This window comes from Chitinophaga sp. SVR4-12A, assembly GCF_056754765.1.
The window spans coordinates 1,736,136-1,749,023 of sequence record NZ_JBPGWP010000001.1; the positions used below are offsets into that span (position 1 = coordinate 1,736,136).

The window sequence follows — 12,888 nt, forward strand, 5'->3', positions numbered from 1 at the left end:
AACTGTCAACTGACAACTTACGACTGACAACTGTCAACCGACAACTGTCAACTGATAACTGTCAACCGGCCACAATTCACTGCCAGTTTTTTCAATTCGGTTAACGTCAGATTAACCAATGGGGAAATTTTAAATCCTATGTTTGTAAGGTCTGAAGAGGTAAGCAAGTTTAACAAGCCATATTGTCGCTTGAAAAAGCAAGCCATAAGTTTTCGCAGCATAGTTACTCGTCCCGGAAATGGGAGGGGGAGCATTATCAACAATCAGGGCGCAAAAAAGGGGTACCAGCGATGGTACCCCTTATAACATATAAGACCATGAGAGTTGACTTAGTCTTTCAGCTTGTGCAGGTAGGTAGACAGTTTGAACAGCAGTTCATCCTGCAGGCCTGCTCTCAGCTTGGCTTCTTCATCGGTAATGCCTAAACGGCGGAGGCGCTGGTAAGCTACATAAGAGCCGCCGATGATCTCCAGGCACTCCTGGATCTTTTCTTTGGTTTCCACTTCTTTAGAGCGTTTATCGAATTCTTTTTTGGTAAGGATCTTTTCCACGAAATAGAAGTTCTCTTTATCTTCTATCCATTCCTGTCCTTCACGGTGCTGGGGCTTATATACTTCGAGGAAGCAGTTCTCCAGCTTCAGTATTTTACCGAATTCGGTGCGTATATCAATCACGAGTGATTTTTCTGCTCCGGGGGCGTTCAGTTTCTTCTTGATAAAGTTGCTGATCTCTACGCCCATTTCGCCACTGCTCATCAGTACCTGGTTCAGTTCGGAGAACTCCATACCGATGCTCAGCCGGGTATAACGGTTGCCTGTGCGGATCTTGCCATAAAGGCAGGGAACGCCATGCTCATCGAACACGATATCTTCCACCTGCATTTTGCTAATGGTGTTATAGTTGGGCTTGTAGCCTTCTTCTGCGGGAGTGGCCCTTTTAGCCGGGGCTTTAGAAGCATCCTGGCGGTGGCTGAACTGGATGAAATCATCCAGGAAGCGCAGTCCGTACTTTTTCATTTTTATGTACAGTTCGTTTGCGTTATAGTTAGTGATCTTGCTGAGCAGCAACAGTTCGTTCCAGCTGTCATGCTGCTGCACTTTTCTAAGTTCGTCCATTACATCTGTAGCTGCCATATTGCGGCGGTACAGGAGCTCTGCCACCATGAATATGGCGTACTCATGGGTAGGATAGCCCAGTTCCGGCAGCAGGTCGTAGGCACTGCGTTTCTGGTCGCGTGCATGGTTCAGCAGATCTACATCAGACATTACCGGTGACAACAGGTAAGTCCGGGCTGCCGAACGCAGCTTTTTACTTACATACTCCAACAGATGGTCGTTTACCTGCGCATGATTTACAAAATCATGTAATATCTGCACGAAGCGTTTGGAGGCTGGCAACCCAAACTGTGAAAGGATGTCATTCTCCATATCTCCCACCTCTTCCTTTCCGGGTTTAACCCGTTGATCCAATTGCCGGTAACGCTGGTAATATTCCTGCAATTTCAGTTTTAGCTGATCCATATATTAGTTATTAAATTTATTTTATCAGTCAAATAATAAATATTCAAATACTTATGGTATTTGTAATCAAACAATAGATGTCCGTTCAACACGGGTGTATCAAATGATGGGCTAGTAAGTTTAGTATGGTCAGGGAAGCATATAGATACGGTATAGTCTTATCCCCTTGATAATCACTCAATAATAGAAAAGCCCAGCTGATTCGCCGAGCTAGTAAGTAGGTTTTGCGAGTTGCAAATATAGGGATTTCCGGGAGAAATAACAAGCGCTAAAGCCTTATCTATTGCGGAAAAGAGCAGAAATTTTGGCAGTCCGATTTATAAAGAAAAAACGTTACATTTATAATAGTGGAATATTGTCGATCCCAATCCCTGCTCAAAGAAAAATTCAATCTTACATGGCTAGCCCCCTGCCAAAAAAGTGGAAGAAAATGCTGGCAGCATTGCTTGCCAGGGCCAATCCCAAAAGCACTGCACAAATGGAGCAGATGAGGCCTCCTTCTCCCCGCCGGTAAGCGGTGAAAATGCGTTGAAGACGGTGAATGAAGAATCGAACCGGATCACGGGCTGGTCGCTGCTGATTATTGGCGGATCCCTGCTGGCAATCCTCGACAAAGATTACATGAAAGTAGACGGGAATTTCAAATGGATCTACTTTCTCTATATACTGGGCTGGGTGCTGCTTTGCCTGTCTGTTTACTGGGGACAACAGGTAACGCGCAGTTACCTGGCCAGTTTGTTTGTATCCAAAGACTTCATTGACAAAACTGCTGAGCAGGCGAACATCTGTTTCCAGCGCCAGATCAGCTGGTTTGTAGCCGGGGTGATCGTTTTTGCGCTGTGGATGATCTGTTTTCTTTTACTCTGGATCTTTAACGCCAAAACCACCATATGACAAACTGCAATTGCGCGCAATATCCGTTTAGTCCACATGTTCCCTGTTATAAGATCTGCACCGGCAGGATCCTGAATTATGCCAGTGCGGATGAGCTGTTATATATTTTCAACATCCCCGAAGGTATCATCGCAAAGATCTACGACATTAACCTGGAAGGCAAGGCGCAGACGCTGGATGATTACCAGCAATACCTGAGCGCTCCTGAATTTGGAGAGCTGAACCGGATCTGTTCTCAATTAGGCAATAATCCCGCTGCTATGATGTGGATACGCAAGGAAATGGGTAACAGGATGGATATGGACCAAAGAGAGCCGGCTACCGTATAAGCGGGCTCCTTTGCTGCGATCATTAGCCTGATCAGGGCGCTTCCTGTTTCCTGTTATCTTCCCTGCGCAGTAGCGGTTCCGTGAAAAGCCAGAACCAAATATTCTGCAGCTGATGAATGTATTCGATAAAGCGCACTTTATCATAGCCTGAGAACTGTAAGATCCAGCGGTTGGCAGATGCAGCTTTCAGGAACACGGGCATGCCGTTATGGCCCCTTGTCCAGTTGTTAAAATCTCCACCACGCACCAGGTTAAAACCCAGCTTGGTTAAGCGGGTGGATTGGATACGCAGGGGCTGTAACTGTTGGCATAAAGTAGGCAGCACCGGGTAATGCTGCTCCGTGATCTGGATCACCTGCCGTCCCATGGCAAAATAATTGCCCAATCTTACCTCTTCCAGCTCGACTGCCATAGCAATACTAATATTTTTAGCTAATGTACTAAAATAATTAGTTAAAAGAAAAACTTTATTTTCGCTGCAGATCAAAGAAACATGCTGAAGATATTCCATCCTGCAGTATTGCTGCTACTCAGTTTATCCCGGATCACTTATGCCCAGACTGACCCGCTGCAGCAAAAGATTGAACAGTATACGGCCGGTAAAAAAGCTACTATCGGAGTTTCGGTATTGGGTATGGAAGATCATTATTTCATGAGTGTTAAAGGGGATGATCATTTCCCTATGCAAAGTGTTTTCAAGTTTCCTATTGCGATGGCGGTATTGTCGGAGGTAGATAAAGGAAGGCTGCGCTTAGATCAGCGGATCAAGGTTACAAAGGATGAGTTGCCGGGGAATACCTGGAGCCCGATACGTGAAAAATATCCGGCGGGGGCCTCGCTAACATTGAAAGAGATCTTGCGATACACAGTGTCTGAAAGTGATAATATCGGGTGTGATATTTTGCTACGTTTAATGGGCGGGCCCAAAGTGGTGAATGATTATTTTGTAAAGCATGGCCTCAAAGATATTTCCATACAAGCGAATGAAGCGGAGATGCACAGCGCCTGGGATGTTCAGTTCAGGAACTGGATGACACCGAAGGCTGCCACGAAGCTGCTGCAAGTATTTTACAGTAAGCAGTTACTATCTCAACAAAGCACAGCGTTGTTGTGGGGAATGATGGTGGAATCACCGACAGGTAAACAACGGATCAAAGGTCAGCTGCCGGAAGGGACTGTAGTAGCGCATAAAACGGGGACTTCTGATACGAATAAGCAGGGCATCACGGCGGCAGTGAATGATATCGGGATTGTGAGGTTGCCTGACGGGAAGCATTATGCGATCAGTGTGTTTGTGTGCAATTCAAAGGAGAATATGGAGATGAATGAAAAGATCATTTCGGACATCGGGAAGTATGTTTGGGATGATTATACGCGTAGATAAAATAGTTGTCAGTTGTCAGTTGTCAGTTGACAGTTTAAGAGCGACGCTCACTGACAACTGACAACTGACAACTTTATTTCCTTAGATCGGTAACCCCGAGATCATCCAAAATAATCACACCGGATGGCGATTTATCAAATATTAATTGAATACTGTGCAGTTTATTCATCACGAATTCAGGGTGCTGTTGCTGCAGCTTATCCAGGTTAAAATAGAACAGATCGGGGATAGTTTCAGCATCATCATCCCGGCTTAAGAACGCGAACTTCGTCAGCTTTTTCTTTATCTGCGGTTGTAAGGGCGCGCATTCGCTTAAGGGAAAGCGGATGTGGTTGCCTTGTTGATCGCTTAATTCTACCGTAAAATCAATTGCCTGTTTTTTTGTTTGATCCTTTGATTTGTCTTCTTTCTTTGCAGGCTGTTTATCTTTCTTAGCCTTCTCTCCTTTCACAACATGGGCGGCGCTTTCATCGCTTTCGGCCAGGCTGAAGAAAAGCGTTTTACCTTCCAGCTGCAGGCTGCTGCTATCTGGCAAGGTGAAGGTATAATTGGCAGGCACCGTGTCAACGCCTTGCCTGTCCCATCCGATGAAGGCGGATCGCGTAATGTGATCGCCCCACATCAGTTTATGCAGTGCTTCGCGCCAAACGCTCAGGTGAGCGCTGCTGATCCTTACACCAGGCATGGTAGCGGTTTGCAGGTTCAGGTCTTCTTCGTAACGGGCAATGAAGGTGGAGGGACTGTTCTCAAACTGGTTGAAAAAGATCTGTTTGGGCAGCCATTGACGGCCGTAGCGATAGTCCATGAACAGCGGCTGATACGCTTCCACTCCTTTCAGGTGAAGATCCAGGAAAGCGCTGATGTATACCTTTGCAATCTGCTGCTGATCTGCAGCCGGCATCAGGTTGGTGAAGTTGTACAGGTTGGCGTAAGGACTGCTCTGATCGTATTTTCCCCAGGATGTATTGAACTGGCCGTGATTGGCGTGATGTACATACAAGCCGGCTTTACAGCCATTATACGAAGGGGAATACTGAATGCGGTACATCGGGCTTAAGCCGCCGTACGACTGCATATCCATATCATGCGTACCCTGGATGGTAAAGTAGTTGATATCTTTCAGCGGCGCCAGGATACCGGCGGGTTTATATTGGCCGTCTACCGGGGCGATGGCGATGTAGGCCTTGATGTTGAAATTGAAGTGAAAGACTTCATTGGCATCGTCCGGATGGGCGGGTAAAGTATTGAACAATGCTGCGTGAGACATAGCTTCGCCGCCCCGTGAATGGCCCATCAGGGCGATATTATTTGTGTCTATTTTATGATAGAAGGGATTAGCGGGCTCCTGGTTCCACTTTCTCCAAAGCTCCAGGTGCTTGAGCATGAGCCAGCCGCGGACGCCGTTCTCGCTTTTTAGTCCGCCCCAGGGCATGTCTGTAAAGCTGGTATTCAGGAAATTCTCATCTACGGAGGCCACGATGTATCCCCTGCTGGCGAGGAGCTCGGCGAGGTAGTCGTAGCCTTTTTCGGACCAGTCCTGCGCCAGGTGGTTACCATGTACAACCAGCACCAGCGGAGCAGGGCCCTGCAGGTTTTGCGGGTACCATACCATGGCATTCAGGGGAAGCTTATCGGCGCCAAAGCCGAAGTACCAGCTGCGGAGGTTCCCGAAGATACCACTCCAGGATTTCAGCAAAGAAGAAGCGTCTACTGCAGGCGTTTTGATCTTTACAGATTGATTATAGACAGGCCGGCGCTTATCGTTTCCGGATCCATAGCTCAGGAAAGCGACCTTGTAGCTGCCTGGGCGGGAAGGATCGCCGGCTGTGATGGTATCAGGTAAGTGCGCCTGCATCTTATAGTTCGTTATCGGGGGAACCGGGTTACCGGGATATAAGAAGAAATACAATCCGGTAATAGCGCCGCCTAAGCCGATGAGGAACAGGATCAGCGTTGTGATCCGTTTGGGGCGGGTCCATTGCACCTGGTGTCGCCGTTTCCAGTAAGATACTGCTCCGAAGATCAGCGCCGGGAACAGCACCAGGAAACCTGCCAGCCAGTAGCCGAGATCACCCAGGCGGAAGAAATAGAAAACACAGAAGAAAGTGAAGGCGACACCGATCCGGAAATACCGGGGCGTTTTGCCTACCAGCAGGGCTACCCAGGCGATCAGGGCGGCAATCAGCAGGGCGGGGATGCCGCGTACCAGTAAGGTGACCAGGTAGTAACCGAAGCCAATTCCTTTTGAAAGGAAGATGTCTGCCAGTGTGCAGATGAAAAACAAGAGCGTGGCGATCAGTATGCCGATGCCGCTGGCTTTCAGTGTGGCCTGACCGGGTGTGATAAAGGCGATGGCGGCCCGCAACCGGTTCATGATCCGGCGCCAGGCAGACGGTTGATTTCCCATAAGCGTAAGCGTGGTTTAGAATGATGCTTAAGTACGATACAAAATAGGGAATTATGTATTAAGAAAAGAAGGTTTTTGTAGGAGGTGGATGGCGGGGCGAGATGAGGGTTAATAAGGTGGGATAGCAGGCTGACAGGGATAAGACAGCATACTTACTAAGCAGGAACGGCGCTGGAACCCGGAGCATGCGAGGTGTAAGACTTATGCGTAAAGCAAGTGTAACAGAGGGCTTCATGGACGTGAGGTGGACTTGATCAGGAGTTCAGTTGGGGATGAAATGGGGACGTTTGAGGTTTGAGGTTGGAGGTTTGAGGTTCGTTGGAGGTGGAAAGTTGGGGATTAAGCGCCGGGCGAAAGGGCAGGGCGCCGTTTTGGGGTGGAAAATGGTGGAAATGGGCAGTTTTGGATATAAGTTTTCCAGGAGCTGGGGGCTCGGGGCAAAGGAAGGGAGAATTTCTCAGTGCAGTTGGAGACTTGAAAAGATTGCTTCGGGCCGGCTCTACGCAGGGCTGCCAGGCCCTCGCAATGACGGGATAGGAGACCCGGGACTACTCTCCGCGGTTCTTCGCAATGATGGAGGAGGCAGACCCATTTGTTCCTTTCCCGGCAATGAGGAAGACGAAGATACTGGGCCTGCGCTGCGGAAGACAAAACGTTTACGTGTCGCTTTTGTTAAAAACGCTGTTGATGTCAATTCTGCTGCAGGAATAGCGATGCTGATCACATCAGCAGCCATGTAGCGGCGGTCGCCGGAGGGGTAAAGCACGCCGTTACATGCTTTGCAGGCGCGGTATTGGACTATCACCATGAGCGCGCCTTCACCGTCGATAGGCACGTTCATGGCCATGCCCTTGAAGCGCTCGTCTTCATTGAGTTCGATGATGGCGGTGGAGACTTCGGTGCTGATGACGCGGTTCTCAGCGAAGCTGATGCGGGTGGCGACAAGCCGAAGCTCTATATGCGTATTGTTGCCTTGTGGCAGCAGCTCCTGGGCAGGGATGTGCAGGGTACCGTTTACCGTGAATACAGGTTGTTCTACAAAGAGCTTTTCAATGCCCGTATGGCGGTTGAAGTGAAAGCCCTGGAGGTTCGGGAAACTGTCGGGCCCGGCCTGGATAAAGAGCTTATTGAGGCGGTTTACCAGGCTGCCATCGTACCGCATGTCAAGGTGTGGGCGGACGGCTGTACGAATGAGCTTTCCTTTCCGGCTGGCTATGCCGAAGTGACGGGCAGCGCGGCGCGTGGAGGCCGTCTGTCGTACTTTGTCCGGCATGCTACGGAGGAAATATTTACCATTTCTGCGGTAGCCAATGACATTATCCAGTCTGCCGGTGAATTTGAGAACACCCGTTTGGAGTGCCATAACAATACTTTTCAATAAAATTACGGGAAGTCCGGATCAAAATAGTTGATCCAGATCATCAAATTAGGGGTGGTTGGTTAAAGATTAGATCTCTTCTGGCAGTTAACATTGTCCTAAATGGAATACCATGAGCCCCTTCCTGCTCCATGCCTTTGTAAATGCTTCGCATCGACGAGGTTTTCCAGGTGGCGTTTTATCGTATTACGCTTCGCATCCGTCAGGATGACAATTTCGCTGATAGACACCCTTCCGCGTGATTTTGCCAGTTCCAGGATTTTTAATGATAGCTCAGGTAATTGTGCGAGCAATATTTTTTCCCGCTCAATTTTTATCTTCAAACGATTCTTTTGTTGCTGTAAGGCACGCAGGAAAAACAGTAACCATGGCCTCCAGTCCGGCGTGTCTGTTTTTAACGAGCTTTGTGTCTTTCTTAAGGCAAGATAATAGGCATCCTTACTTTGTTCAATTACTGCTTCCAAAGAGCTGTAAGGCACATAGGCATAACCGGCCCTCAGCAGTAAGAGGGTTGTGAGAACGCGGCTCAGGCGGCCATTCCCATCCTGGAACGGATGGATAGCCAAAAATACAAGGGTAAAAATGGAAATGATCAGCAGCGGATGAAGCTCTTTCCTTTCAAATGCCCTGTTCATCCAGCTGATTAATTCTTCCATCTGCAAAGGCGTGTCAAAAGGTGTTGCTGTTTCAAATACAATCCCCAGGCTTTGTCCGTGCTGATCGAAGGCTTCTATATGATTTGCAGACTTCTTATAATTACCGCGATGCCAGTCGTCCTTAAGACTATATTTCAGCAGGTCGCGGTGTAATTGTTTAACGTGGTTTTCCGTTAGGGTAATATCGGGATAGCTTTCAAAGATCATATTCATGACAGCGGCGTAACCTGCTACTTCTTCTTCATCACGGGAGCCTAATTGCTGTACGGCGAGATTGCTCAATAGTATTTCAACTTCCTTGTCTGACAATCTTGCCCCTTCGATACGGGTAGATGATCCAATACTTTCGATTGTTGCTACCCGTTTCAGACTATAGAGACGGTCTGGCGCCAGCTGACCCAGGGCTTGCCAGGCACCTTTGAATTCGTCGATTTCAGCGACGAGGTTAAGGGTCTCAGATGTAATAACAATTTGGGATATATTGAGCATAGCAGCCATAAAGATACCCAATTACACCCAATTTAAGAGAAAAAGGCCCACAAAAATATCCAATTATACCCAAAAGGGAGCTAAATGAAAAAAGGAAGGTAGCCAGGTTTAATGATCTACAAGAAGATGACGGGTAGAAATGCCAATAAAAAAAGGGCCTCTTTTTCAAGAAGCCCTTTCGGAAATTTCATTTGGTGGGTGGCCAATGGGGTTCGAACCCACGACCCCCAGAACCACAATCTGGTGCTCTAACCAACTGAGCTATGGCCACCATTTACAGCACTTTTTTATCAGTACCCCCTTTTTCGGGATTGCAAAGATAAGATAATTCAAATGCAATTTCCAAATGATAACAGAAAAAAAGTTATCCCAGTTTTTTTCGTTTTCTTTGCCCTCGCAAAAAAACAAGCCTGGCAAAGATGTCAATATACCTGATACCCTTTATTTCAGCTTTTATAGGATGGTTTACTAACTGGATTGCCATTAAGATGCTGTTTCACCCGCGGGAACCGAAGAACCTTGGCTTTATGACGCTGCAGGGTATCTTCCCCAAACGGCAACGGCAGTTTGCTGAAAAACTGGGTAAGCTGGTGGCAGATGAACTGCTGTCTTTTGATGATATCCGCCAGAAGCTGACAGACCCGCAAAAGGTGAAAAGCATTATCCCCCTGGTAGAAGATCACCTGGAGCAATTCCTCCGCGTAAAGCTGCCGGATGCCATGCCGGTGTTATCCATGTTCATAGGCGACAGCACCATCAAACAGATCAAGGATGTACTGGTAGTGGAACTGGATAACCTCTTCCCTATCATGATCGATAAATACCTGCAGAACACCAAAGACGACCTGGACCTGGAACGCATTGTCACCGAAAAAGTAAGCGCCTTTTCTTCTGATAAGCTGGAACAGATCCTGAACGGGATCATGTCCAGGGAATTCCGCTTTGTAGAGATCATCGGCGGCGTGCTGGGCTTTGTCATCGGTGTGATCCAGCTGCTGATGACCTTCTAAACGCGCACGATTGTTAATTACTGTTAAGACCTTTTACCGCCTTTTTTTACGACTTCCCCGGGCTAAAAGGCCCATTCGTCATATTACCCTGCCACTCATATAGAATGCCCGTAATTTTGCCTCCGGATTTCGGGTAGGACACCGTGTGCAGTGTAACAAATCCCCTTTTACAAAGACCAACGAATAAAAGCATACGATAGATGATGAAAAAATGGTACTTAACCATGGTCGCTGTTCTCCTTGGAATAGCTTCCCTGCATGCACAGATACCTGCTATTCCTGCCGGCGGCGCCGGCGGACGGGGCGGCGCCCCCAACGGACAACGCCAGAACATGCCGCAGATAGGCCATATCTACGGCAAGCTGGTGGATGCCAACACTAAAAAGCCTGTTCCTTACGCTTCCGTAGCCCTGCTGAAACTGCGCGATTCCAGCGTGGTGAGCGGCATGTTGACGAAAGAGAACGGTGAGTTCAGCCTGGAAAGCCTTCCGCTGGGCACTTTCAATATGCGGATCTCCTTTATGGGATACGAAACCATCTACAGGAAGATCGCTATCAGTCCGCAGACCTTTGACCAGGACCTCGGTAATATCCGCTTTAAACCAGACGCCAAATTACTGGCCACGGTAGAAGTGACCGGCGAAAAAAGCGCCTTCCAAATGGGCATCGATAAAAAGGTGTTCAATGTAGACCGCAATCTCACCAGCGTAGGCGGTACCGCACAGGACGTGCTGAAGAACGTACCGGCTGTGAACGTTGATATCGACGGCAATGTGACGGTTCGTAACGCTTCGCCGAACATCTTTGTAGACGGCAAGCCCTCTACCCTTACCCTCGATCAGATACCCGCAGACGCTATTGAAAGCGTTGAGCTCATCACCAACCCTTCGGCCAAATATGATGCGGAAGGGATGTCGGGCATTATCAACATCGTGCTTAAAAAGAACAAGCGGGCTGGTATTAACGGTATGCTGATGGCGGGGGTTGGAACAGGCGATAAATATAACGGAGGCGGCAATATCAACATCCGCCAGGGGAAAGTGAACTTCTTCGCCAACTACATGATGAACTCCCAGCGCTTCTGGGGCAATGGCACCACCGACCGTACCAATTTCATTAACAACGGCACCAGCAGCCTTCACCAGGAAAGCGACAGCCGTACCTCGCCCCGCTTCCAGTTTGGGCGCATCGGGCTGGATTTCTACCTGGATAACCGTAACACCATTTCTGTTTCGCAGAACATCGTGGACGGTAAGTTCAGGAATTACGAAGACCTGCTCAGCTCCTTCAACAAAGGTGATTCCATGAGCTCGCGTCTTAACAACAACCAGTTCGGTTTCCGCAACTATACTTCCCAGCTGGGCTTCAAGCATACCTTTGCAGAGCCTAACCGGGAATGGACCGCCGACGTTAACTTTAACCGCAGCAATAACGACCGCAACGGCAGCTTCCTTAGCCAGCCGGTGGATATTAATAATACCCCACTGGCGCAGTCCATGTACCAGACCAATAACTCTGACGGCCATACTACCTTCATTACCATCCAGACGGACTACACTGATCCTATCGGTAAGAACGGTAAACTGGAAGCAGGCCTGAAGACCACCCTGCGTAACTATACCAGCGTGTATAACGTGTTTGACCAGGACACCACTACGAAGGATTTTCATTTCAACAACCTGCTCTCCAACGATTATAAATACAAGGAGCAGATCTATGCAGGATATGTGAATTACGCAGGCACCCGTGGTAACTTCGGCTACCAGGCTGGTTTGCGCGTAGAGCAGTATGTATACTCCGGCGAGATCCCCAGCGAAGGCATGAAGTTCAAGCCTACCAAAGCTACGCCGGGTTTCTTCCCCAGCCTGTACCTGTCACAGAAGATGAAGAACGACCAGGAACTGCAGCTGAACTACTCCCGCCGCGTAACCCGGCCTAACTTCTTCCAGCTGATCCCCTACCGCGACTACAGCGATCCGCTGAATCAACGTGAAGGTAACCCGAACCTGCGGCCGGAATACACCAACAGCGTGGAGCTGTCTTATGTAAAGAACTGGAAAACTGCCAACTTCCTGGGAACCGTGTACTATCGCAATACCAATAACCTGATCTCTGCGATCAGCACACCGATAGGTACCGATACCCTGCTTACCAGCTTTACCAACGCCAATAACAACAACAACTATGGCGCTGAGCTCACTTTGAAGAATACCTTCTTCAAGATCTGGGACCTTACCACCAACGTGAACCTGTACCAGACAGAGCTGAGCTATTCGCAGGATAAACGGGATTATAAGAACAGCAATTTCAGCTGGATGGCGAAGATCAATTCAGAGCTGAAACTGCCGGCTAATTTCACTCTGCAGATCAGCGGTAACTACCAGGCGCCTACGATCGCGCTGCCTTCCGGCGGTGGCGGTGGTGGTGGCCGCGGCGGCGGTGGCGGCGGTTTCGGGATGGTGCCCGTTTCTGCACAAGGCACTATCAAAGGCATGAGCAGCGTGGATGCGGGTCTGAAAAAAGATTTCCTGAAGAACAAAACTGCTTCGCTTACACTTGCTGTTTCTGATGTGTTCAATACCCGCCAGTACGAGCTGAACCAGGCAGCGCCTGCTTTTGTACAAGACTACATCCGTAAGCGTGAGTTCGCGCATACTGCGCCTCACCTTCAGTTACCGCTTCGGTAAATTCGATGCGCAGATCTTTAAACGCAAGAATATGAAGTCTGAACGGGAGAATATGCAGAATTTGCAGAGCGACCCGGGTATGAATTAGTTAAGCGTTATCAGTTGACAGTTGTCAGTTGACAGTTGTCAGTCAT

The 12,888-nt window shown here is 48.6% G+C and carries 10 protein-coding genes and 1 tRNA gene; 5 read left to right on the forward strand and 6 right to left on the reverse strand.

Annotated features, from left to right (window positions below):
- Window positions 1-329: 329 nt before the first annotated feature.
- The gene (locus ACR9Y8_RS07075; protein ID WP_481212544.1) at window positions 330-1,520 is read right to left on the reverse strand and encodes a hypothetical protein; all 1,191 of its coding nucleotides are present in this window, start codon (window positions 1,518-1,520) and stop codon (window positions 330-332) included.
- Window positions 1,521-1,940: 420 nt separating this feature from the next.
- On the opposite strand from ACR9Y8_RS07075, the gene ACR9Y8_RS07080 reads away from it, so the two are divergent.
- Window positions 1,941-2,414: a hypothetical protein gene (locus ACR9Y8_RS07080; protein ID WP_481212545.1), complete on the forward strand. Its 474-nt coding sequence runs from the start codon at window positions 1,941-1,943 to the stop codon at window positions 2,412-2,414.
- Window positions 2,411-2,743: a hypothetical protein gene (locus ACR9Y8_RS07085; protein ID WP_481212546.1), complete on the forward strand. Its 333-nt coding sequence runs from the start codon at window positions 2,411-2,413 to the stop codon at window positions 2,741-2,743. The genes ACR9Y8_RS07080 and ACR9Y8_RS07085 overlap by 4 nt, the downstream gene beginning before the upstream one ends.
- Before the next feature lie 31 nt (window positions 2,744-2,774).
- Here the strand turns inward: ACR9Y8_RS07085 and ACR9Y8_RS07090 are convergent, their stop codons facing one another.
- Window positions 2,775-3,155: a hypothetical protein gene (locus ACR9Y8_RS07090; protein WP_481212547.1), complete on the reverse strand. Its 381-nt coding sequence runs from the start codon at window positions 3,153-3,155 to the stop codon at window positions 2,775-2,777.
- Between the two features lie 84 nt (window positions 3,156-3,239).
- Between ACR9Y8_RS07090 and bla the strand changes: the two genes are divergently transcribed.
- The gene (gene bla, locus ACR9Y8_RS07095) at window positions 3,240-4,127 is read left to right on the forward strand and encodes a class A beta-lactamase, subclass A2 (RefSeq protein WP_481216217.1); all 888 of its coding nucleotides are present in this window, start codon (window positions 3,240-3,242) and stop codon (window positions 4,125-4,127) included.
- A 73-nt stretch (window positions 4,128-4,200) separates the two neighbouring features.
- Here bla and ACR9Y8_RS07100 read toward each other — a convergent pair whose 3' ends face one another.
- From ACR9Y8_RS07100 to ACR9Y8_RS07115, 4 genes are all read right to left on the reverse strand, one after another.
- Window positions 4,201-6,534, reverse strand: coding sequence for an alpha/beta hydrolase (locus ACR9Y8_RS07100; protein WP_481212548.1), 2,334 nt, complete (start codon window positions 6,532-6,534; stop codon window positions 4,201-4,203).
- Between the two features lie 499 nt (window positions 6,535-7,033).
- Complete coding sequence (locus ACR9Y8_RS07105; protein WP_481212549.1) at window positions 7,034-7,897, reverse strand: hypothetical protein; 864 nt, start codon at window positions 7,895-7,897, stop codon at window positions 7,034-7,036.
- 113 nt (window positions 7,898-8,010) lie between these two features.
- Entirely contained in the window at window positions 8,011-9,066 is a 1,056-nt protein-coding gene (locus ACR9Y8_RS07110) for a Fic family protein (RefSeq protein WP_481212550.1), read from the reverse strand.
- 188 nt (window positions 9,067-9,254) lie between these two features.
- Window positions 9,255-9,328, reverse strand: a tRNA-His gene (locus ACR9Y8_RS07115).
- Window positions 9,329-9,476: 148 nt separating this feature from the next.
- Here ACR9Y8_RS07115 and ACR9Y8_RS07120 point away from each other — a divergent pair.
- Together ACR9Y8_RS07120 and ACR9Y8_RS07125 are read left to right on the forward strand one after the other, a co-directional pair.
- Window positions 9,477-10,067 (forward strand): DUF445 domain-containing protein, encoded by a 591-nt coding sequence (locus ACR9Y8_RS07120; protein WP_481212551.1) that lies wholly within the window; start codon window positions 9,477-9,479, stop codon window positions 10,065-10,067.
- Between the two features lie 224 nt (window positions 10,068-10,291).
- A complete protein-coding gene (locus tag ACR9Y8_RS07125; RefSeq protein WP_481212552.1) occupies window positions 10,292-12,754 on the forward strand; it encodes a TonB-dependent receptor in 2,463 nt (820 codons plus the stop codon).
- Window positions 12,755-12,888 lie beyond the last annotated feature (134 nt).